The following is a 22,396-nucleotide window of genomic DNA, read 5'->3' as shown; positions in this document are numbered from 1 at the left end:
GCATTGTGTTCCCATTGTCAGGTCGATTTCTATGACAAAAGCAAGCGGTTTTGATAAAAAGTTTGATTTTTGATCAATGCCATTGCAATGTGCAATAACTTGTTCGTAGTTCTAATCATGATACCGTTGGGGCAGGCTTCTCGATATGCCCCCGAACGGCTGCCGCCTTATCGTTGGCTACTCGAAGTGACGGTATAAAATAATTACTTATTCTTTATTTTAAAAAAACTACTCTAAAAGCATTTAGGAATGGTATCTTTGCAGGCTTAAAAAATTAGCTTGCTGATTAGCATTCAAGTTATTGAAAATATGGTTATTACCCTAAATCAAAAAACCCGATGAGCCTACGGAAATCTGCTACCTCTGGTTTGGTATGGACTTTTCTAGATACAGTTGTAGCTAGGGGTGTGGGGATTGCGGCTTCCGTGCTTTTAGCACGCTTGCTATCACCACGTGAGTTTGGATTGATGGGAATGGTTTATATTTTCACGGCGGTTTCTGCAACATTGGTGGATGGGGGACTTACCGCATCTCTAATACGAACGCAACAGGTTGATAATAGGGATTATAGTACCATTTTCTTTACCAATATAGCGGTGAGCTTTATACTATACTGGGTGGTATTTTTACTGGCTCCATTTATTGCAGCATTCTATGATGAACCAGATCTAATCTTCATTGTTAGGGTTTATGCATTAATCTTTGTAATTACCTCCTTTTCAGCTGTCCAGCTAACTATTTTTCAAAAAAAAATGGATTTTAAAAAGTTGATGCTTCTCAATATTCCAGGAATTTTGATAGGTGCTGGAATTGGGATTACGATGGCGTATTACGGTTTTGGAGTGTGGAGTATTATTGCCATGCAATTGGCCACACAAGCTGTCTTGACGATAATGCTGTGGATTGTAAGCGATTGGAAGCCAAGTTTTGTGTTTTCTACACTAAAATTAAAGAGACACTTTGAATTTGGATATAAATTGACGTTATCCGGATTATTGAATACCATATTTGATAATATATACAATGTATTGATAGGACGCTTTTATGCAACTGCATCATTGGGGCATTTTGAAAGAGCAAAAACGTTCAGCTTATACCCGGCAACTATTTTGACCACCATGGTTGGTAAAGTTAGCTATCCATTGATGGCAGGAATTCAGGATGAAAAGGAGCGATTGGCGAGTGCATATAAGCAAATACTGCAATTTATCTTTTTTATATCGGCACCCCTAATGCTTGGTCTCTCTGCAGTAGGAAAACCATTAATTCTATTTGTACTGGGTCCTCAATGGGAACAGGCTGCCGTTTTTTTTCAGATTCTCTGCATATCGGGGATGTTATACCCCATTCATGCATTTAATTTAAACCTGTTGAAAGTATATGGACGTAGTGATTGGTTTTTAAAAGTGGAGGTAATAAAAAAGATTATGATTGCTGTAGTTGTAGCAATAGCATTTCAATTTGGAATCTATGCCCTTGTGTGGAGTGCCGCAATAATTTCTGTGTTGGCACTTGCGATAAATACTTATTATACAAATCTTTTAATAAACTACAATCTCTGGCAACAGTTTAGGGATGTTTGGGTAATTTTGTTGCTTGGTATTGTTATGTTTTTGATTATGTATGCCGGGCAATATTATTTTTTTGATGAAAACTTGTTTTTAAAGATTTTAGTCCCCTCAATTACGGGCGCCCTATTTTATGCGGTTACCAACTATTTCTTAAAAACGCCGTCACTACAATTGCTTTTACAGTTTAAACAAAATTTAAAATGATTAACGTAACCAAAACCTTTTTTCCGCCCTTGGCTGAATATGAAGCACAATTGCAACGTGTGTGGCAGAATGAATGGTTGACCAATAGGGGAGAACTGGTACTGGAATTGGAGGAGAAATTGAGGGCACATTTGAATGTTCCAAACATCATCCTTATGACCAATGGAACCCTGCCCATACAGATAGCCTTAAAATTATTGGCTAAAGGAGGAGAAGTTATTACCACCCCATTTAGCTACGTAGCTACTACAAGCGCAATAGTCTGGGAACAATGCACCCCTGTTTTTGTAGATATTCACCCAGAATATTTGACCATAGACGAAACCAAGATAGCGGCGGCAATAACTGATAAAACCACCGCCATACTTGCCACCCATGTTTTTGGAAATCCCTGTAATATAGAAGCTATTGAGGCTATAGCCTTAAAACATAACTTAGCTGTTATTTATGACGCGGCCCATTGCTTTGGGGTTACGTACCGAAAAAAATCCCTGTTTGAATATGGGGATGTAAGCACGTGCAGTTTCCATGCCACCAAAATTTTCCATACAGGGGAGGGCGGGGCAGCGTTTTGTAATAACGAGCATTTGTACCACCAGCTTTTTTACAGCCATAACTTTGGGCATAACGGCCCCATGGACTTTCATGGCGTGGGTATCAATGCAAAAATAAGTGAACTACAAGCAGCTATGGGATTAAGCGTATTGCCCTATATGGATGCCATCTATAGCGGAAGAAAAAGAGTAGTTGAGGCGTACGATGCCGGATTGGATTTTACCAAACTGCGTAAAATAAAATTACGCGAAAAAACCCAATGGAATTATAGTTATTATCCCATAATATTTGAAAGTGAAGCAGTTTTACTAAAGGCTCAAAAGGCACTTAATGAGGCAAAGATATTTCCACGACGGTATTTTTATCCCTCTTTGAATACGCTTAATTATGTTGAAAGAGCAGAGATGCCAATTTCGGAAGAGATTGCAAAATGTGTTATGTGTTTGCCTTTATCTAAATGTCTTGAAATTAGCACGGTAAAAAAAATAGCTTATATTATTAATACGAATGTTTAAAAATATACTTTTCATATCAGATAATCCAGTTATTTGTAAACGCGTAGTCGCCATTATTAGAGATTCGAAATATTCGCATTTCAAATTTAATTTTGGAATTAGTCCATTCTCCAACCGAGATGACTTTGAAATCGATTTTTTTTCTATAAATATCTATGATCTTAGAGAGGAAAAGGTTATTGATAATATCATAAGTAAATATGATCTAATAATTTCCCTTCACTGTAAACAAATATTTCCAAAAAAGTTAGTTAATACAATAAAGTGCATAAATGTTCATCCAGGTTATAACCCCATAAATAGAGGGTGGTATCCTCAAGTGTTTTCAATCATTAATGATTTACCCATTGGTGCTACCATACACGAAATAGATAATGAGCTGGACAATGGCGATATTATAGACCGAACGTTTGTTCAAAAAACATTAATCGATACCTCATTAAGTTTATATAATAAAATTTTAGATGCAGAAATTGAGTTAATGAAAAAAAATTTGGAGAACATCTTAAATAATAATTATACAACAATCGTTCCTGAAAATACGGGTAATCTTTATTTGAAAAGGGATTTTAATGAGTTGAGAGAATTAAACTTGGACGAGGAAACAACCATGCGTAAAACTATAAATCTTTTAAGAGCTTTAACTCATGGTGAATATAAGAATGCATATTTTATTGATCCAGAAGATGGAAAAAAAGTTTTTGTCAGTATAAATCTAGAAAAGTGATGAAAGTATCCGCGTGTATAATTACTTATAACCAAGAAAACTATATACGGCAATGTTTAGAGGGTGCAGTTATGCAGCAACTAAATTGCGATTATGAAATTATTATTGGGGAAGATAATTCCACAGATGAAACTTTAAAAATATGTCGTGAATTTGAAATAAAATATCCAAATTTAATCAAGATCATTGCAAGAGATAAAAATTTAGGAATGATTGGTAATTGGATTGAAACTTTAAAAAATTGTACCGGAGAATTTATTGCTATTTGTGAAGGCGATGATTACTGGACCGATCCGTATAAATTACAGAAGCAAGTTGATTATTTAGAGATAAATAGCGAATATGGTATGGTTCATACGCAAACAAACTTTGTTTCAATAACAGATGGAATTGTAAAGAAATCAGAAACGGATCGTCACAAAAATACTTTTGAAGATATTATTTATAAAAATCCTATTGCTACCTTAACTACTTGTTTTCGGTCTAATCTACTTAAAGAGTATATTATTGATGTAAATCCTTTGAGCAGAAAATGGGTTGCTGGAGATTTACCTATTTGGCTTTGGTTTTCATTACATTCAAAAATCCAATACATTGATGAGGTGACTTCTGTGTATAGAGTAGTACCGGGAAGTGTTTCCAATACAATAACATCTGATAAATATTTACAATTTATTAAATCACGTTATTCAATAAAACAATATTTTTTAGAAAAATATTCTAAAAATGAAAGTTTAAAGCGCTATATAAAAGAGGATTTTTTGAGAGATGCAGAATTTCACGCTATTAAATTAAAAGATTTTGATGTTTTGAATGAGATTTGTACTAAATACAAATCTCAAAATAAACTTAAATATTATTTCTTTTATATACTTCTCCATAATAAATATCTGTTTGATATTCAATTTGATACATATCGAGTCTTAAGAAAAATTTTCCGTAGAAATAAAAAATATTCGATGTGATAACACCTTTGGTTTCGGTAATAATACCAGTTTATAATGTTGAAAATTTTGTTGGAACCTGTATAGATTCCGTCATTGCGCAAGTTTATAAAAATATTGAGATTTTAATAATTAATGATGGGAGTACAGACAACAGCAAAAAAATCATTGAAGGTTATGGTGATTCTAGAATTATAATAATAAATAAAAATAATAGGGGTGTCTCTGAAACAAGGAATTGTGGTTTAAATGCAGCCAAAGGGTCTTATATATGTTTTGTAGATTCTGATGATTGGATAGAAACTACCCTGATAAGTTCTTGTGTGAATAGAATGATGATGGTTGATTGTGATATTGTATATTTTAATTATTTTACTGATACCTATTCCGAAAATCATGAATTTATTGATAGAAAAAGCTCTGGATTAAGATCGTTACAATCCAATGATTTGGAAATTTTAGCAGTTTCTGGATATTGCTGGAATAAAATGTATTCAAAAAACTATTTAATTAAAAATAACTTATTTTTTAAAGAACATCTTGATATTCACGAGGACACCGATTTTAATTTAAGATGTTTTTCAAAAACAAATAATGTCGAATTTTTAGAGGCTTCTTTATATCACTACAATAACAGAGTAGTTCCTTCATTAATTAAAAAATATGATGATAACAGAATTAATAATTTTAATGAAGTTCAAAATGTGCTATCTGAAAGTATGGAATTAAAAAATTATTCTGAGGATGTTAGATTTCAAATATTGTCAAATTATTTAATGATGTCTATTAGGTATCAATTTAATGCTCTGTTTCAATATACAAATTCAACCTTTAACGAAAGAACTATTTACATTAGATCAATTATAAAAAACATAAATAATATTCATTATTTGAAATATTACATACCATCTGGCATTAAGGATTTGCTAATCAAAATATTAATATTATATAAATTGCCATTTGTACTTAATGTAATTTTCACATTAAAGAAATGAAAATAATTTACATAACCGAATATATAGACATTGCAGGTGGTATAGAAAGGGGTCTTTGCTTAAGAGCTAATTACCTTGTAGAAAATTTTGACTATCGAGTAAAAATTTACTGCACTAATCATAAATCTGGCAGACCTTATTATCCTTTAAATTCTAAAATACAAGTTATTTATTTAGAAAAGATAGAAACTCGTAAAAGTTTTTTGGGAAGACTTCAATTACAATACTTACAGGCAAAAGAGATAATAAGCGAAAATGCGGATGTCATTATTAGCTTAAAGTATACTCTTCATAATTTATTTTTTCAGTATTTAAAAAAAAATCAAAAGTTAATATCCGAATTAAGAGAATCAAAAGCCTTACATTATATAAATAATAAAACTCTGAAATCCAAGCTATATAATTTTGTTAGAAAGATTGTTTACAGTAATCAAGATTTAGTGATTACTTTAACAAAAGAGGATAAATTTAAGTGGGGTTTAAAAAATATGGAATTTGTGCATAATTCGAAGATGATTTACACAAATAACTTTAGTCTATTGGAAAAAGAGAGAGTACTTTGCGTGAGTCGGTTAGATAAAATCAAAGGAATTCGTTATTTAATAGAGGCTTGGGATATTGTCCATGAAATATATCCCAATTGGGAATTAAAAATTTGTGGTGAAGGTAATGATTTTGATAACCTAAAAAAACAAATAGTTGGACTTGAGTTAGATAAGGTTGTTTATTTAGAAAATAAATCGGTTGATGTAGTTCCTGAGTATTTAAAAAGTTCAATTTTTGTACTCACATCAGAGTACGAGGCTTTTGGAAATGTTATTGTTGAAGCTCAAACTTTCGGACTACCAGTTATAAGTTTTGATGCACCTTCTGGCCCTAGGGAAATTATTAATGATGGTGTTGATGGGTTCTTAGTAAATTTGTATGATGTAGAAGAATTAGCGACAAAAATCATTCTGTTAATAAAAAATTTCGATTTAAGGAAGCAGATGGGAGCCCAAGCAGTTGAAAATTCCAAAAGATTTGATATGGATGTTGTTATGCAAAAATATATAAAACTAATCACTGCTTAATCATCTAAAATTATGTATAAAAGCGGAATTGGTAGTTCAGCATTAAAATTACCTACTGCAAAATAAATTTATAAACCATTTTAGAAACGAATTTTATCTTCAAAAAATGTTAAATGATGGATAATTTCAAAATACCAAAAACAATTCATTATTGTTGGTTTGGTGGCAAACCATTACCGCAATTAGCAGTTCGATGTATTAATTCTTGGAAAAAGATTTTACCCGAATATGAAATTCTGGAATGGAATGAAAAAAATTTTCCATTTGATGAATATCAGTACGCACAACAAGCGCTTGAAAATAAGAAATTTGCTCACGTATCAGATGTGTGCCGGCTACATGCGTTAAAAAATTATGGAGGCATATATATGGATACAGATGTCGAGATTCTGAAACCACTAGATGAGTTCTTAATTCATAATGCTTTTTCTGGCTTTGAAAATGACGATTTTGTTCCAACAGGTATTATGGGATCAATTAAAAATGGAAAATGGATTACGGAATTATTAGAATATTACGAAAAGCGTTCGTTTTATAAATTGGATGGAAGTTTGGATACTACAACAAATACTTACATAATTACCAAACTTATGAAAATTAGGGGATTCAATATGAACAATAAATTTCAAGAAATAAGTAATTATGTTGCATTTTATCCAAATGATTATTTTTGTCCCAAAAGCTATAGAACTGGTTCAATAAATTTAACACAAAATACTCACTGCATACATCATTTCGCGAAATCTTGGATTCCATTAACTGCTAGATGGAAAAATAATATAAAATTGTTTGTCATAAAAGTTTTTGGTTACAACTCAATTAAATGGTTTATAGAGTAACTATTTTGACTTACCATTATTAATCCACAGTTTCATATCATCACTTTCTGTGAATGCATCAAAATGCGCTATGAGTATTGAATTTATTCCGCTCGAACACTACACTTCCATTTATCATTGGATAATATTTTTCGTGGTAATATTCACATATATAAATCTGCGGAAAGGAAACTTTAATAGCGGGATAGGAATATTGATCTTTATAATTATATTCATGGGTTTACGACCCATTAGTGGAAAATATTTTGGTGATATGGCCACGTACAATTTATATTTCGAACATTACGGAAGTGGACAGAGTATTATTGTCACAAAGGATATCTTTTTTCACTATTTTATGAAATATTCATCGAGAATAATGCCAGCGTCACTTTTCTTTTTATTGTGTTCAATCATTTACATATACCCTTTGTATCTAATTTCTAAAAAATGGTTTAAGGAATATTGGTATTATTCCTTTTTATTTTTTGTGTGCTCTTTTTCATTCTGGGCTTATGGTACCAATGGCATACGTAATGGTATAGCTGGTTCAATTTTCTTATTAGGAATATCAAGAGATAAGCGAATTTGGCAAGTTATTTGGATTTTTCTTGCAATCAATTTTCATAAATCGATGTTGTTGCCTGCTCTGGGTTTTTTAATAGTCCAATTTTATAATAATCCAAGGTACTATATTATCTTTTGGTTGATCTGTATACCTCTATCTTTAATATCCGGAGGATTTTGGGAGAATCTATTCTCAAATATAGGTTTTGATGATGATCGGCTTAGTTATTTAACACAAGGTAATATTAATGATGATGATTTTAGTAGCATTGGCTTTCGATGGGATTTCCTTTTATATAGCGGTACTGCCATTTTTGCTGGTTATTATTATATAATTTTAAAAAAATATAAGGATAAAATCTATTACTGGTTATTTAATACTTACGTAATAGCTAATGCATTTTGGATACTTATAATAAGGGCAAATTTTTCAAATAGATTTGCATATCTATCATGGTTTATGATAGCACTAATAATAGCATATCCAATGCTAAAGGCTGAATTATTTGATAGACAACACATCAAATTATCAAACATGTTAATTCTATATTTTCTTTTTACATTTATTATGAATGTGTTTTTATTAAATTAATTATGATTAATTGCTAATGAACAATTTAAAACATAATAAGCTTACGGTATTTACTCCCACATTTAATAGAGCTCATTTATTACCTAGATTGTATGAAAGTTTGTGTATGCAAACTAATAAAAATTTTATTTGGCTAATAATTGATGATGGTTCGAGAGATAACACTGAGTATTTGGTAAAAGGTTGGATTAGTAAGAATTTAGTGGATATTCAATATCATTACAAAACTAACGGAGGAATGCATACGGCCCATAATTTGGCTTATAGCCTTATTGAGACTGAACTTAATACGTGTATAGATTCGGATGATTATTTGCCTGTAAATGCTGTTGAGCTGATTATTGAAAACTGGAATAATATTATTGATAAAACCAATATTGCTGGAATTATTGGCTTAGATGCTGATCAACAAGGTTCAATAATAGGTTCTAAAATTCCCAATAATTTATCAAGAGGTACCTTAAGCGACTTATATTTAAAACATGGAGTAACTGGAGATAAAAAAATCGTTATACGTACTGAAATTATAAAAGAATTTCCAAAATATCCCGAATATACCGGAGAAAAATTAGTTCCATTAGGAGCATTATATATACTCATTGGAAAAAAATTTGATTTTCTATATTCGAACGATATTTTATGTATTGTGGAATATCAAAATGAAGGTTCAAGTAAAACTATTTTTAGACAATACGCTCAGTCTCCAAAAGGATTTGCATATGCTAGAAAAATTTCAATAAACAATGAAGCTGGTTTAATTAATAAGTTTAAAAATTATACCCATTTAATTTCTTCATCGCTATTTGCTAAAGATATATCGGTTGCATTTATTGGAGTAAATTTTTTTGGAAGTTTAATTGCTTTGCCATCTGGTTTATTGTTATACGTTTACATCGTTTATAAAAATAAATTTTCTTAATATGATGAGTTTTAACGATGTTGAGTAAAATTAAAGGATTATGAAAGTGCTACATGTCATAAATTCTCTTGCAGCTGCCGGAGCGGAGAGTTTGGTTGTAACTTTAGCGAATGAACAAACCAAAGAGCACACAGTTTCGATATTTACGTTTAATTCAACAAACGATTTTTTTTCAGAAAGATTAAATTCTTCTGTAAACTATATCACATTTAAGAATTCACACTTTTTTTCCATCAAAAAAATCAATTCCCTATTAAGACTAATTGAGGTTAATGATATAATTCACGTTCATCTATTCCCTGCCTTTTACATAGTGGGGTTTTTGAGCTTTTTATCGAAGAAAAGGTTTGTTTATACTGAACACAGTACTGGTAATAACAGAAGAAATGAATTATATAAGCCTTTAGAAAGGCTTATTTATTCTCAATATTATAATATTATCTGCATCAGTAATTCTGTCGAAAGAAATTTAAAGATTTGGATGAATGGGAATGTGGCTACAAAGGTTATATCGAATACTATAAATTATAATCAAATTAGTGATAGTGTGCCACTGTCTAAAGAAAATTTATCGTCCAAAAATGATTCCAAACTACTAGTGATGGTTGGTAGGTTTCAATTAGAAAAAGATCAAGATACAGTGATTAGAGCTATGAAATATTTACCCAAGAATTATGGGCTTATTCTAATTGGTGTCGGGGAAAGATTGCCAAAAGTCAAACAATTGGTCAATTCACTTTTACTTGAGGATAGGGTCAAATTTTTAGGATTGAGAACTGATGTATATTCAATATTAAAAACTTGTGACTATGGCATACTTTCTTCGCATTGGGAAGGTTTCGGAATTGCGGCCTTAGAATATATGGCATGTGGATTACCGGCTTTAGGAAGTAATGTAGAAGGGTTAAATGAGGTAATTCCGATAAAAGAAAATTTGTTTGAAGTTAGTGATTATAGCTATTTGGCAGAGAGGATTTTAAAAATTGAAAATGATGTATCCATAAAAAAATCAATTATAATTCAACAGAATGAACACTTAAAGAATTTCAATATTGAAACAGCTGTTAATCTTCACAACGAAGTATATTTAAAAGCATTATAGTTATGTGCGGTATAAACGGCATTTTTGAAGGAACCCCCAAAATAGCGACTGGTACTGTTGAAAAATTGCAGCAAATGAACCGTTGCATTATCCACCGCGGTCCAGATGATGATGGGGTATATCATACTTCCAATGCGGACTATTCCGTGGCTATGGGAATGCGCCGTCTTGCCATTATTGATCTGGAGTCTGGAAAACAGCCCATTCAAAATGAAGATGGCTCGAAGGTCATTGTCTTTAATGGAGAGATTTACAACTATCGGCAATTAAGGGAATCCCTGTTACTGGAGGGAGTTTCCTTTAAAACTACATCAGACACCGAGGTTATTCTGCGATTGTATGAAAAGCATGGCACAGCAGCATTTGGCATGCTCGATGGCATGTTTGCATTTAGTATTTATGACAAAATAGAGGACACACTGTATATTGTTCGGGATTACTTTGGCGAAAAACCGCTTTACTATAAGCAGGAAGGAAATCGACTTTACTGGGCAAGCGAACTCAAATCCATACTCGCGGTACAGGAGAAGGCTTCGGAAATTTCAAAGGAAGGATTGAATCTTTATTTTCAGCTTACCTATATTCCGGCGCCCCATACCATATATGAGGGAATTTATAAATTAGAAGCAGACCACTACATAGCAATAGACTGTAAGCGTGGCGCTTTTGATATTCACCCCATTGAACACCAATTCAAAAAATACGATCTTGAAGATAAATCTGATGTAGTACGTAAAAATCATGATCTGGTACAGGAAAGCGTATTATCCCGTTCCGTGGCTGATGTGCCGTTGGGTACTTTTTTATCCGGGGGTGTGGATTCCTCCATTATCTCCTTGAGCCTTGCCCAACAGAAAGATACCAAGATAGATACCTTTTCCATTGGTTTTGAAAAGAAATCATTTGACGAAACCGATAAGAGCAGGGAGGTTGCCAAATTGATAGGCAGCAAACACCACGAATTTATTATAGGCGAAGCCGATCTTGCGGATAACCTTGATGCCATTCTTTTAAACTTTGATGAGCCGTTTGCGGACTCTTCGGCACTTGCAAGCTATGTAGTTGCCAACAAGACTCGGGCCCATGTAATGGTGGCGCTTACGGGTGATGGTGGGGATGAGGTGTATGGAGGGTACAATAAGTACTACATGGCCAATCTCAACCAAAAGTATACACGCGTGGTGCCGCAATTCCTGCATGAATTCGGTCTAAAGGCGGCCCAGAATTTCCTTACAACCAAAAGCGACAACAGGGGAAAGCGTTTTAAAATCAATAGGCTTTTAAAGGCCATAGATTATGAAGGTGGGTTTTATTACGGGATCATCTCGCTTGGTTTTCAAGAAAATGAGCTTGATTCATTGTTAAAAGAAAATTGGCAAGCCCCCAATGGCTTCAATACCTATAAAGAAACGGTGGGAACCAACACAAGAACGTTGACCGATTTTAGAAATATTGATAGGATATTAAGCCTGGAAGGGGATATGCTGGTGAAGGTTGATAGAACGAGTATGTTGACATCCCTGGAATGCCGCGCTCCCTTCTTGAATAAGGCATTATGGAATTTTACCCAACAAGTACCTGAAAATTATTTACTTAAGGGGTGGGATAAAAAGCATCTGTTGAAGGAATCGTTTAAACGGTATTTTCCGGATGGTTTTTTGGACAAATCAAAAAAAGGGTTTGGTGTTCCCGTGGGCGATTGGCTCAGAACAATCCTACGCCCCGAATTGGAAAAATACGCGCAAAGGGATTTTATTGAAAAGCAGGGCATCTTTAAGAGTGAAGCCATTATACCCATAGTGGAAAAACATATATCAGGAAAGCAGGACAATACCTTTAGAGTATGGACATTTTACTGTTTTCAAAAATGGTATACTAAAAACTTTAGATAAACTAGTTCAATTTTAAAAATGTTCAATCTTCGTTTTTAATTGACATTTTAATATGAGGCATTACATAAATCTGCAGAAGCTAATCCGCATTACTACCGTGCCCATTTCCCTTGAGAAATTGCTGGAGGGTCAGCTTGTGTTTATGCAGGATTATTTTGAGGTGACGGCTATTTCTGCTGAAAAGAAAAAGCTTGAGCAGTTGGGAAAAACACTGGGCTACAATACCCACCACATAGAAATGACCCGGCAAATTACGCCACTTCGCGATATAAAGGCCGTTTGGAAACTTTACAATTATCTAAAAAAAGAAAAGCCAATGATAGTCCATACCCATACCCCAAAGGCGGGAATCGTGGGGATGCTGGCGGCTTGGTTGGCCGGGGTGCCAAATAGACTCCATACAGTGGCCGGGTTGCCATTGATGGAAGTTACGGGCGCAAAACGGAAGTTGCTCAATTTTGTGGAAAGGCTTACCTACCATTTTGCCACAAAGGTATATCCTAATAGTAAGGGACTATATGATTTTATACTTGCCGAAAAGTTTACGGATGCCGAAAAATTGGATATTATAGGGCAGGGGAGCAGCAACGGCATAGACACATCTTACTTTAATCCGGCATTGTTTGATGATGCTGCGAAGAAACAGTTACGGCTTCAATTGGGGATCAAGGAAACCAATTTTGTCTTTGTCTTTGTAGGTAGGTTGGTAGGGGACAAAGGGATTAATGAATTGGTTGAGGCTTTTGGGGAAATGAATTCAAGATTTAAGGTTCAAGATTTAAAAGGTGAGCAAAAAGATTCCAGTAATGATGGTTATAAGGACCAAGAATCTAAAGAGGGGCAAAGTCAAAGTCTGTTGTTGGTAGGGCCGTTTGAGTCTGAGCTTGATCCGCTAAAATCTGAAACCTTAAAAACCATAGCTGATGATCCTAATATTATTTCCGTGGGATATCAAAATGACGTTCGTCCATATCTCGCCATTGCCGACGCCCTGGTCTTTCCTAGTTATAGAGAGGGTTTTCCAAATGTGGTGATGCAGGCTGGGGCTATGGGGTTGCCTGCCATTGTAACCAATATTAATGGTTGCAATGAAATTATAGCGGAAGGGGTAAACGGTATTATTGTACCACCAAAGAATATGGAGGGACTTAAAGTTGCGATGAAGCAACTGAGCAGTAAAGCGTTGCTATACGAAAACTTACAGGCAAACGCGCGGCCTATGATTGTGGAGCGATTTGAACGAAGGGAAGTTTGGGACGCGCTGCTGCGGGAATACTTTTTTTTAATTAATAATTAATAATGAATAATGTGATGGATTTTGAATTTTGAATGTTGAATTTTGAATTTTGTCGGTTGATTAGCTATTGGCCTTTGGCTGTTGGCTAATATCTGTTGTGGGTGGTTGATGGTTGTTTGTTGTTGGTTCATGGTTGTTGGTTGTTCATTGATAGTTGATGTGTGATGTATTTTAAATTTTGAATTTTGAATTTTGAATGTTTTGGGTTCTCGGTTGTCGGTTCTTGGGTGTTGGCCTTTGGCTGTTTGCTGTTGGTGGTTCTCGATACATTTTTAGGCTTCGCTTTCGCATCTTCTAAAAATACTCGCACTGACAGTGATGTTGTGGGTTGAAGGTTGATGAATTTTGAGTTTTGAATTTTGAGTTTTAAATGTTGAATTTTGAATTTTGAATGTTTTGGGTTCTCGGTTGTCGGTTCTTGGGTGTTGGCCTTTGGCTGTTTGCTGTTGGTGGTTCTCGATACATTTTTAGGCTTCGCTTTCGCTTCTCCAAAAAAAACTCGAACTGACAGTGATGTTGTGGGTTGAAGGTTGATGAATTTTGAGTTTTAAATGTTGAATGTTGAATTTTGAATGTTTTGGGTTCTCGGTTGTCGGTTCTTGGGTGTTGGCCTTTGGCTGTTTGCTGTTGGTGGTTCTCGATACATATTTAGGCTTCGCTTTCGCATCTCCAAAAAAAACTCGAACTGACAGTGATGTTGTGGGTTGAAGGTTGATGAATTTTGAGTTTTGAATTTTGAGTTTTGAATGTTGAATGTTGAATGTTTTGGGTTCTCGGTTGTCGGTTTTTGGGTGTTGGCCTTTGGCTGTTTGCTGTTGGTGGTTCTCGATACATATTTAGGCTTCGCTTTCGCATCTTCTAAAAATACTCGCACTGACGGTGCCGTTGTTGGGTGATGGCTAATGAATTTTGAGTTTTGAATTTTGAGTTTTAAATTTTGGATGTTGTGGGTTGAAGGTTGATGGTTGTTAGATGTGGGATATTTTGAAAATAAACAAACAGTAACTGCATAAAAAAACACCATTTTCTTCACTGAAAATGGTGTTTTTGCTATTTATATTGAAATGTGACTTTTAGCGAACTACAATCTTTTTGGTGGTTTCAAGATTGTTGGCGTTAATGTTTAAATAATACATCCCTTTTTGAACACCTGTAAGTGGAATGCTATATGTAGCGTCTGCCGTTGGTTCCATATTATTTATAACCAAAACCTGTCGGCCCAAAGCATCAAACATTTTTATTGAAACAAAACCTTCCCCAAAATTTGGAATATTGAGGTTGATAACTTCCGAAGCTGGATTGGGGTAAACCGCAACCTGTAAAACAAACGCATCTGCTATTGATAACAATTCTGGGCCTTCATAGGCACCCAAATATGTTTCTGGGGTGCTGCGTGTTGTCCCTTCAATATCCGTAGGCACTTCAGGCAAAGTGGGCACAAAATATTCTGGGGTTACTGTTATGGTTTCGGAGAAGCTGAGGTCCCCGGCGCTGGCATCCATAAATTCCGGAAGGAAAGAAACGCTATTCTCATTCGTTTCAGAAATGGTTATAAAATCCTGCAAATCATTTGTAAATTGTTCGTTACCACCCAATTCGCGACCTATGACGCCCAAATATGCATTGGCTGCATCCGCATATAGGTCGTTATTATCTGACAGTAAAAATCCGCGTGCCGTGTTTCCATCGACTAAGGCAAATGATCTATAGGCAGGATCTGCGGTAGGAATATTATTCACGATAATATTGTTATACACTTCCCCGGGAAATTGTCCTGTAGAACCACCAGAAAGCTGTACCCCTCCTGTGCTGTAAGTTACGGGTGCATCAGCCTCTAGGAAAATTGAATTATGTAGTACTCTTGCAAGTCCGTTGTTGCCTCCTTGATTGAATATCCAAAGCCCGGTAAGGTTAAGGCTAGGGTCTGTGGTAGAAGCTATAAAATTTCCGCGTACCAATCCCGAAATGCTATTATTAGCAATAAGGGTAGTATCGTTTACGAAGGTGCTTGAACGAATGCCGTAGGTTGAGCCCCGGGTACCTTCATAGGTTACATTGCTAATTGTATTTTCAGTTACTTCCCCAGAGCTGGAATCCAAGCTAATCCCCGAAGTAGAAACGGGAAGCGCGGGATCGCTATTTAGGTTGCTGATGTTTGCAATTAGGTTATTTCTGATAATCATATCCCTTCCGCCCAAAGCGTTTATTGCAAGGGCACCACTACTAAAATCGTGACCCAGCGCAGCGTTGGCGCCGAAAGTGCAATTTATTACCTGATTGTTGAAATCAGCTTGCGTAATCTGCCCAAATAGGCTGGCCGCGCAGCGAAATTGGATCCCCCAGGAAGAATTATCGATTTCTACTGAATCAATAATGTTGTTGCTATTTGAGGTTTGAAGAGAAGTTCCCTGTGATGAAAAATAAATTCCACGGGTGGCAGTAATAGGTCTAGCTCCAGAAGCGCCCAAGAAAATTTTGGAGTTGGTTATAACGTTATTAGAGCAGCCAGCGGTGGCGGTTCCCACTAAATAGTATCCATATTCAATCTCCTCACCTGTAATACTGTTATCCACAAGATCGAAACCATCAAATGTAATATTGCTTAGGGCATTTACCCTGATGATGGCATCGCTTGTAGCTGTGGTTCCCATTACCTCGAAGGTTACAGTGCCAGGTTGTGCGCTAAAGGTAAGTGTATTGGTTTCGCTGAGTCCCATAATGTTTTCCAAGACTATGGGCTGAGTGTATGTTCCCGGGATAATTTCAAATGTGGCCCCTCCGTTACCCACACCTTGAGTTTGGAGATCCTGGATAGCCAGTGGAATAGTTTCGTAGTCAGAATTGCTATCGCCCACCGTAAATGAGCCAGTAAGTCCCTGCGCAAATGTGGAAAGAGATACAACAGAGAAGAATGCAAAAAAGAGTAAATTTTTGTAGTACATGTTTTTCATTTTGAAGTGATTATTTTTTGGACAAGATAGGGGATGGGAGGGGTTACTCCTGTTAAGGATTTTAGAAAAAAAGTTGAACAATGTTAAAGGGTGTGGTTGATGGTTGGGGGTTGATGGTTGTGGGTTGGGGGTTGATGGTAGTGTGTTGATGGTAGTGTGTTGATGGTTAGTAGTTTATAGATTTAGAATTAAAGTTACGATCTCCTTTTAAACATTAATTTATATTTACTTATACAAAACATGTAATTTTGCCCAAGATTGAAAACTGATGTATTCAAGGATTATTAAACCTATATTCGATTTTATTTTTGCGCTGCTTGGACTCTTGATATTGAGCCCATTATTTTTAATTGTTATGATCGGTTTATTTTTTGCGAATAATGGAAAGCCATTTTTCTATCAAAAAAGGCCGGGGAAGGGTGAGCGCATATTTACAATTGTAAAGTTTAAAACTATGAATGACAAGAGGGATGCGCAGGGAAATTTACTGCCCGATCACGCAAGGCTTACCAAAATTGGGAGGTTTGTGCGTGGTACCTCACTTGATGAAATTCCGCAGTTACTGAATGTGCTAAAAGGTGATATGAGTTTTGTGGGACCAAGGCCTCTGTTGCCAGAATATCTGGAGCTTTATAGCCCGCAACAAGCCAAAAGACACGATGTTAAACCCGGAATTACGGGGTGGGCACAGGTAAATGGAAGAAACGCCATAAGCTGGGAACGAAAACTTGAACTTGATTCTTGGTATGTGGAAAAACAATCTTTTCAGCTTGATATAAAAATACTTTTTTTGACTGCCAAAAAAGTACTTGTAAGAGAGGGAATAAATATGGAAGGCGAGGCGACAACCTCTCCGTTTAAAGGGAATTACTGATGAGTGATATAGAAAAATCAATATTGATTTATGGAGCCGGAGGACATTCAAAGGTTATTATTGAGACGTTGCTTACAATCAATCCAAATATGAAAATCCAAGTGTATGATGATGATGTGGAGAAAAAGCAATGTCTGGATTTTCCAGTAATTCACGATTGGGAAAGTATCTCTGAAAATAGTCAGATAGTTTTTGGATTGGGCAATAATAATCTTAGGGCAAGCCTTGCATCTACTTTAAAAAGTAAGTATAAATTTTGTGAAGCAATTATACATCCTTCCTCGGTGGTTTCCCAAAATTCTAACATTGGAAAAGGTACTGTAATTTTTGCCCGCGTTGTGGTGAATGCCGATTCACAAGTGGGTGAACATTGCATACTCAATACCGGTAGCATAATTGAGCACGATTGTATTATTGATGATTTTGTACATATTTCTCCCGGGGCTATTTTGGCCGGAGGCGTGCAAATTGGTAGAGCCTCTCATATAGGTATGGGTGCTCAAATTCTTCCCTTGGTTAAAGTGGGTGTCAATTGCATAATAGGCGCGGGTGCTGTTATACTTCGAGACGTTCCAGATGGGTCTACGGTTGTGGGAAATCCTGGGAAAATTTTATCCAAATAACAGATATTTAGATTTTTACTTCTTGGTTTTCTACTTTCAAATTATTTTGAAGAATTATTCCGTTAAGAATTTTAGATAATTTTAGAGGAAATAACAACAAAAATAACACTTTAGCGATTAAAGCTTTCTTCTCATCTAATTTTTAAAAAGAATTTAGAAAATTGATGGGAAATGAAATATAATTGTATTGCCCTAAACACCTTACACTAAACTTTTTAGTAACCAAAAGATAACAACCGTATCAGCGGTTGTGAATATTGGGCGCATATTTTTGCAATGGGTTTAAACAACTATAATTTTAAAAAAAAAAATTATGAAAACACTTTTACGTACCCGAGGAATTAATTGCGGGTTTTTATTATTTCTGGGATTGTTTTTTTGTATACTTAATATGCAAGGGCAAATCATCAGTCAATATGTGGAAACTGATTCTGGAACAACTCCTAAAGGAATTGAAATTTGGAATAACACCTCCTCTTCAATAAATTTTGCTACCAATAATCTGCAGATCTTTCAAGGAACTAATGGAGCGGCTTTATCGGCACAATCAGGAACATTAATTAATACTGGTATACTAGAACCGAACGAAGTATTAGTTATAGGTACAACAGATATTGGTACATATCTTACAAATCAAGGGTTGACTGCTGTGCGATTTATTGATTTTGGTTTCTCTTTCAACGGAAATGACGCTCTGCAAGTTCGTCTTGGAAGTACGGCAACCGATACTTTCGGTACTCCTGGTTCTAACCCAGGAAGTTCCTGGGCTGGAAGTGGAGTATCAACTGCTAATCAGAATATTCAATTAAATCAAGGGATTACTTCGGGTTCTACTGGATTTACAGATCCAAGTGTAAGATTTAATACTGTGAGCAGTACTCCATCTTCATCAGGTGGTCTCGCCGGTTTTGGTATAGCCCCTATTTCAAACATAACCTATACCTTTGACAATAATTCGTGGACTCCAGCAGACCCAGATTTGTCAGCTCCCACAGCTGCTGATAATATCTTGATATTGAATGGAACCGCGACTTTAACTACTGTAATAAATATTAATGACGTGACCGTTAATGCGGGTGCTACCTTAAATATTGAAAATGTTCTAAACTTGAACGGGGATCTTACCAACAACGGTGATTTAATTTTTGCTAGTTCAGCCACCGCAAACGGAGAATTGGGCCCCGTGCCACCTACCTCTACAATCTCTGGGAATGCAACCGTACAGAACTATATGAGCGCAATTCGCGCCTACCGATTGATAAGTAGTGCTGTAACCACCACAAACAATGCGGTAGGTTCCCAATCCATAAATGCCAATTGGCAAGAAGGAGTAAATAATCCTGATATCAATACCAATCTAAATCCAAATGAAGGTTTTGGTACTCATATTACAGGTTCGCAAACTGGCCAAAATGGATTTGATGCCACGCCATCGGGCAATCCATCAATGTACACGCTCAATGCAACTGCCCAAGCATTTGAAGCAGTAAGCAATACTAATACAAATACACTCAATGCAGGCCAACCATATTTGTTATTTGTAAGAGGCGATAGAAGTATAGATGTAACGAGCAATGCCAGCAATCCTACCATAACAAGGTTGCGTGCCACGGGAAGTTTACAAACCGGGAACATAACACAATCCAACTTGAGCGAGATAGCTGGCGGATTTAGCGCCATAGGCAATCCGTATCAATGTGCGGTAGACATGGAACTGGTATTGGCCAATTCAACCAACTTGAGTACTGATTTTTTCTATATCTATGATGCCACTCTTAATACAAATGGTGCGTATGTAACTATTGATATGACTGATGGCGGTACAAATACAGCAGGCTCTCCAGCCAACCAATTTTTACAGCCCGGTCAGGGAGCCCAAGTTATAACTTTGGCTGCGGGTCCTGCCTCCATTCTGTTTGAGGAATCAGACAAGGCCCCTGGAGCTGCCAGTTTTTATCAAACAGATGCAACATCCACAGCTACGGCAAGTATTATTGGTCAACTTTATACCACGGAAAATTTTACGAATGGAGGAAAACTTCACGATAGTTTCGGTATAAAATTTAGTGCCGATTATAGCAATGCAGTTAATGAGAAGGATGCCCTAAAACCAAACAATTTCCGTGAGAATATGGGTATTAAAAATGGTGATGCCATCTTGAGTATTGAAAAACGTGAGTTGCCCGTGGCTGGAGAAACCATTCAATTGAATAATTATGGGTATTATAATTCTGATTATACATTGGTAATTCAAAACAACGCTGTTACTACTGTGGATGTATTTTTGGAAGACACGTTTACCGGGGAGGTAAACCAACTTATGGAAGGAGAAAACATCGTTACTTTTTCAGTTGACGCTACAGACCCTATGAGTATTGATGAGGATAGATTCCAGATTGTATTTGTTGAAAAAGTATTGGGCGTGAACGATAATGCAGTTTCAAACTTTACATTGTATCCAAATCCGCTAACTGCTAACGGTTTTTATATTTCCATAGGGCAACAGGCAAGTACTCCAGTAGAAGTGAGTGTAGTGGATATGCAAGGCCGCGTGATTTTCAGCAACACATTTGATAATGCTGAAAGCAGTTTTAAGGTTTCGCTTGAAAATAGCCTTGCTGCCGGTATTTACATTGCCAATGTTTCGTACAATGGGGCAACAACCTCCCAAAAAATTGTAAAACAATAATTTAAAAGGAAATTGATATGAAATCACTATATAAAATATACTATTCAAAGAAAGTTCTATTTACCGCCATTTTGTTAGTGGGAAGTCTTTACTCGGGTCACGCGCAGATAAGCAATCCCGGCGATGTTGATGATGAAGTTCCTGCGGCGCCCATTGACGGTTTTATAGGCATCGGGCTTTTGGTAGGCGCGGCCTACGGAATCAAAAAGAAACTGAAGCGTAAGGAGGAATAAAATCTTCAGAATAAATCAAAAAAAAGAGGGTGTGTTATAAAAAATATAAAACACCCTCTTTCGTTTTAATAAAAATGTACATTTGCCGGCTTTATTATTTTCTTTATGAGTAATCCCAAAATATATCTATCATCACCACACATGGGCGGCAACGAGCAGAATTTTGTTGCTGAGGCTTTCAGTACCAATTGGATAGCGCCATTGGGTCCCAATGTTACCGGTTTTGAAGCGGATATTCAAAAATATCTGGGTGAACAAAATTATGTGGCTGCCCTAAGTTCGGGAACCGCAGCGTTGCATTTGGCGTTGATACTGTTGGGAGTAAAGGCTGGAGATGAGGTAATCTGCCAGAGCATGACATTTTCGGCTTCAGCTAATCCAATCGTTTATTTAGGCGCAAAACCTATTTTTATTGATAGTGAAGAGGATACCTGGAATATATGTCCAAAATTTTTGGAAGAAGCTATAAAGGATAGAATTGCAAAAGGTAAAAAACCAAAAGCAATTATAGCCGTACATCTATACGGAATGCCATATAAACACGATGCCATCAAAAAAGTTGCCGATGCATACGGCATTCCCATACTTGAAGATAGTGCTGAAGCATTGGGAAGCAGTTACAACGGGAAAAAATGCGGAACATTGGGAGATATTTCAATTTTATCCTTCAACGGCAATAAAATTATTACAACTTCTGGCGGTGGCGCATTGGTAGCACGAAATAGTGAGCAAAAAGATAAGGCGGTATTTTTGGCTACTCAGGCTAGGGATGATGCGCCGCACTATCAGCACTCGCATATTGGCTATAACTACCGAATGAGTAATGTATGTGCCGGAATAGGCCGCGGACAGATGGAGGTGCTGGATGCGCACGTAGGTTTGAGGAGGGCGATGCATACGTTTTATAAAGAAATGTTTCATGATATACCGGGCATCGATGTGTTTGAAGAGCCCTCTTTTGAATATTTTTCAAATCACTGGTTAAGTTGTATTCTCATTGATGAAAAAGTCGCCGGATTTACTAATGAAGAACTGAGATTGGCTTTCGCGCAAGAAAATATTGAATGCCGTCCGCTCTGGAAACCGATGCATTTGCAACCAATTTTTGCTGATGCACCCTATTATGGCGAAGAAGTAGCTGAAAATTTATTCGAAAAAGGACTTTGCCTTCCATCCGGGTCAAACTTGACAGTTACTGAAAAAGAGAAGATTAACGGAGTTTTTAAGCACTTCATCGAAAATTAAACTATATTTG

At 35.9% G+C, this 22,396-nt stretch carries 18 protein-coding genes; 17 read left to right on the top strand and 1 reads right to left on the bottom strand.

Annotated features, from left to right (window positions below):
- Positions 1 to 338: 338 nt before the first annotated feature.
- The 12 genes from KIV10_RS07100 to KIV10_RS07045 all read left to right on the top strand — a co-directional run bounded on the left by KIV10_RS07100 (position 339) and on the right by KIV10_RS07045 (position 13,771).
- Complete coding sequence (locus KIV10_RS07100) at positions 339 to 1,775, top strand: lipopolysaccharide biosynthesis protein (protein ID WP_214112822.1); 1,437 nt, start codon at positions 339 to 341, stop codon at positions 1,773 to 1,775.
- Entirely contained in the window at positions 1,772 to 2,845 is a 1,074-nt protein-coding gene (locus KIV10_RS07095; protein ID WP_214112821.1) for a DegT/DnrJ/EryC1/StrS family aminotransferase, read from the top strand. Before KIV10_RS07100 ends, KIV10_RS07095 begins: the two co-directional genes overlap by 4 nt.
- Positions 2,838 to 3,572, top strand: a complete 735-nt coding sequence (locus tag KIV10_RS07090; protein WP_214112820.1) for a dTDP-4-amino-4,6-dideoxyglucose formyltransferase — start codon at positions 2,838 to 2,840, stop codon at positions 3,570 to 3,572. Before KIV10_RS07095 ends, KIV10_RS07090 begins: the two co-directional genes overlap by 8 nt.
- Positions 3,572 to 4,537, top strand: a complete 966-nt coding sequence (locus KIV10_RS07085) for a glycosyltransferase (protein ID WP_246516245.1) — start codon at positions 3,572 to 3,574, stop codon at positions 4,535 to 4,537. The genes KIV10_RS07090 and KIV10_RS07085 overlap by 1 nt, the downstream gene beginning before the upstream one ends.
- Entirely contained in the window at positions 4,534 to 5,511 is a 978-nt protein-coding gene (locus KIV10_RS07080) for a glycosyltransferase family 2 protein (RefSeq protein WP_214112818.1), read from the top strand. The genes KIV10_RS07085 and KIV10_RS07080 overlap by 4 nt, the downstream gene beginning before the upstream one ends.
- Positions 5,508 to 6,584, top strand: coding sequence for a glycosyltransferase family 4 protein (locus KIV10_RS07075; RefSeq protein WP_214112817.1), 1,077 nt, complete (start codon positions 5,508 to 5,510; stop codon positions 6,582 to 6,584). Before KIV10_RS07080 ends, KIV10_RS07075 begins: the two co-directional genes overlap by 4 nt.
- 113 nt (positions 6,585 to 6,697) lie before the next feature.
- Positions 6,698 to 7,423, top strand: coding sequence for a glycosyltransferase family 32 protein (locus KIV10_RS07070; RefSeq protein WP_246516230.1), 726 nt, complete (start codon positions 6,698 to 6,700; stop codon positions 7,421 to 7,423).
- A gap of 70 nt (positions 7,424 to 7,493) precedes the next feature.
- Positions 7,494 to 8,561, top strand: a complete 1,068-nt coding sequence (locus KIV10_RS07065) for an EpsG family protein (RefSeq protein ID WP_262898412.1) — start codon at positions 7,494 to 7,496, stop codon at positions 8,559 to 8,561.
- A gap of 16 nt (positions 8,562 to 8,577) precedes the next feature.
- On the top strand, positions 8,578 to 9,480 hold the full coding sequence (locus tag KIV10_RS07060) for a glycosyltransferase family 2 protein (RefSeq protein WP_214112815.1): 903 nt from the start codon (positions 8,578 to 8,580) through the stop codon (positions 9,478 to 9,480).
- Between the two features lie 40 nt (positions 9,481 to 9,520).
- The gene (locus tag KIV10_RS07055) at positions 9,521 to 10,582 is read left to right on the top strand and encodes a glycosyltransferase (RefSeq protein ID WP_214112814.1); all 1,062 of its coding nucleotides are present in this window, start codon (positions 9,521 to 9,523) and stop codon (positions 10,580 to 10,582) included.
- Positions 10,583 to 10,584: 2 nt separating this feature from the next.
- A complete protein-coding gene (gene asnB, locus KIV10_RS07050; RefSeq protein WP_214112813.1) occupies positions 10,585 to 12,474 on the top strand; it encodes an asparagine synthase (glutamine-hydrolyzing) in 1,890 nt (629 codons plus the stop codon).
- Positions 12,475 to 12,526: 52 nt separating this feature from the next.
- Entirely contained in the window at positions 12,527 to 13,771 is a 1,245-nt protein-coding gene (locus KIV10_RS07045) for a glycosyltransferase family 4 protein (RefSeq protein ID WP_214112812.1), read from the top strand.
- A 1,073-nt stretch (positions 13,772 to 14,844) separates the two neighbouring features.
- Here the strand turns inward: KIV10_RS07045 and KIV10_RS07040 are convergent.
- Positions 14,845 to 16,722, bottom strand: a complete 1,878-nt coding sequence (locus tag KIV10_RS07040) for a T9SS type A sorting domain-containing protein (RefSeq protein WP_214112811.1) — start codon at positions 16,720 to 16,722, stop codon at positions 14,845 to 14,847.
- Between the two features lie 268 nt (positions 16,723 to 16,990).
- Here KIV10_RS07040 and KIV10_RS07035 point away from each other — a divergent pair, with 268 nt between their 5' ends.
- The 5 genes from KIV10_RS07035 (at position 16,991) to KIV10_RS07015 (ending at position 22,386) form a co-directional block, all read left to right on the top strand.
- Positions 16,991 to 17,596, top strand: a complete 606-nt coding sequence (locus KIV10_RS07035) for a sugar transferase (protein ID WP_214112810.1) — start codon at positions 16,991 to 16,993, stop codon at positions 17,594 to 17,596.
- Positions 17,596 to 18,219 carry an acetyltransferase gene (locus KIV10_RS07030; RefSeq protein WP_246516228.1) on the top strand — a complete coding sequence of 208 codons (624 nt, stop codon included), beginning with the start codon at positions 17,596 to 17,598 and terminating at the stop codon, positions 18,217 to 18,219. The genes KIV10_RS07035 and KIV10_RS07030 overlap by 1 nt, the downstream gene beginning before the upstream one ends.
- Before the next feature lie 313 nt (positions 18,220 to 18,532).
- The gene (locus KIV10_RS07025; protein WP_214112809.1) at positions 18,533 to 20,908 is read left to right on the top strand and encodes a T9SS type A sorting domain-containing protein; all 2,376 of its coding nucleotides are present in this window, start codon (positions 18,533 to 18,535) and stop codon (positions 20,906 to 20,908) included.
- A 17-nt stretch (positions 20,909 to 20,925) separates the two neighbouring features.
- Positions 20,926 to 21,141, top strand: a complete 216-nt coding sequence (locus KIV10_RS07020) for a PID-CTERM protein-sorting domain-containing protein (protein WP_214112808.1) — start codon at positions 20,926 to 20,928, stop codon at positions 21,139 to 21,141.
- 105 nt (positions 21,142 to 21,246) lie between these two features.
- Positions 21,247 to 22,386, top strand: a complete 1,140-nt coding sequence (locus KIV10_RS07015; protein ID WP_214112807.1) for an aminotransferase class I/II-fold pyridoxal phosphate-dependent enzyme — start codon at positions 21,247 to 21,249, stop codon at positions 22,384 to 22,386.
- The last annotated feature ends 10 nt before the right edge of the window (positions 22,387 to 22,396 follow it).

This window comes from Aequorivita echinoideorum, from assembly GCF_018476645.1.
In the GTDB taxonomy this organism is placed as follows: domain Bacteria; phylum Bacteroidota; class Bacteroidia; order Flavobacteriales; family Flavobacteriaceae; genus Aequorivita; species Aequorivita echinoideorum.
This window is presented reverse-complemented; position numbering and strand designations above follow the sequence as displayed.

What these genes read in the sequence shown, in the direction of transcription:
- KIV10_RS07030 (WP_246516228.1), top strand. Translation starts at nt 17,596, where the DNA reads ATGAGTGATATAGAAAAATCAATATTGATTTATGGAGCCGGAGGACAT.
- asnB (WP_214112813.1), top strand. Translation starts at nt 10,585, where the DNA reads ATGTGCGGTATAAACGGCATTTTTGAAGGAACCCCCAAAATAGCGACT.
- KIV10_RS07085 (WP_246516245.1), top strand. Translation starts at nt 3,572, where the DNA reads ATGAAAGTATCCGCGTGTATAATTACTTATAACCAAGAAAACTATATA.
- KIV10_RS07095 (WP_214112821.1), top strand. Translation starts at nt 1,772, where the DNA reads ATGATTAACGTAACCAAAACCTTTTTTCCGCCCTTGGCTGAATATGAA.
- KIV10_RS07100 (WP_214112822.1), top strand. Translation starts at nt 339, where the DNA reads ATGAGCCTACGGAAATCTGCTACCTCTGGTTTGGTATGGACTTTTCTA.
- KIV10_RS07060 (WP_214112815.1), top strand. Translation starts at nt 8,578, where the DNA reads ATGAACAATTTAAAACATAATAAGCTTACGGTATTTACTCCCACATTT.
- KIV10_RS07040 (WP_214112811.1), bottom strand. Translation starts at nt 16,722, where the DNA reads ATGAAAAACATGTACTACAAAAATTTACTCTTTTTTGCATTCTTCTCT.
- KIV10_RS07055 (WP_214112814.1), top strand. Translation starts at nt 9,521, where the DNA reads ATGAAAGTGCTACATGTCATAAATTCTCTTGCAGCTGCCGGAGCGGAG.
- KIV10_RS07015 (WP_214112807.1), top strand. Translation starts at nt 21,247, where the DNA reads ATGAGTAATCCCAAAATATATCTATCATCACCACACATGGGCGGCAAC.
- KIV10_RS07065 (WP_262898412.1), top strand. Translation starts at nt 7,494, where the DNA reads ATGAGTATTGAATTTATTCCGCTCGAACACTACACTTCCATTTATCAT.
- KIV10_RS07090 (WP_214112820.1), top strand. Translation starts at nt 2,838, where the DNA reads ATGTTTAAAAATATACTTTTCATATCAGATAATCCAGTTATTTGTAAA.
- KIV10_RS07045 (WP_214112812.1), top strand. Translation starts at nt 12,527, where the DNA reads ATGAGGCATTACATAAATCTGCAGAAGCTAATCCGCATTACTACCGTG.
- KIV10_RS07025 (WP_214112809.1), top strand. Translation starts at nt 18,533, where the DNA reads ATGAAAACACTTTTACGTACCCGAGGAATTAATTGCGGGTTTTTATTA.
- KIV10_RS07075 (WP_214112817.1), top strand. Translation starts at nt 5,508, where the DNA reads ATGAAAATAATTTACATAACCGAATATATAGACATTGCAGGTGGTATA.
- KIV10_RS07070 (WP_246516230.1), top strand. Translation starts at nt 6,698, where the DNA reads ATGATGGATAATTTCAAAATACCAAAAACAATTCATTATTGTTGGTTT.
- KIV10_RS07035 (WP_214112810.1), top strand. Translation starts at nt 16,991, where the DNA reads ATGTATTCAAGGATTATTAAACCTATATTCGATTTTATTTTTGCGCTG.
- KIV10_RS07020 (WP_214112808.1), top strand. Translation starts at nt 20,926, where the DNA reads ATGAAATCACTATATAAAATATACTATTCAAAGAAAGTTCTATTTACC.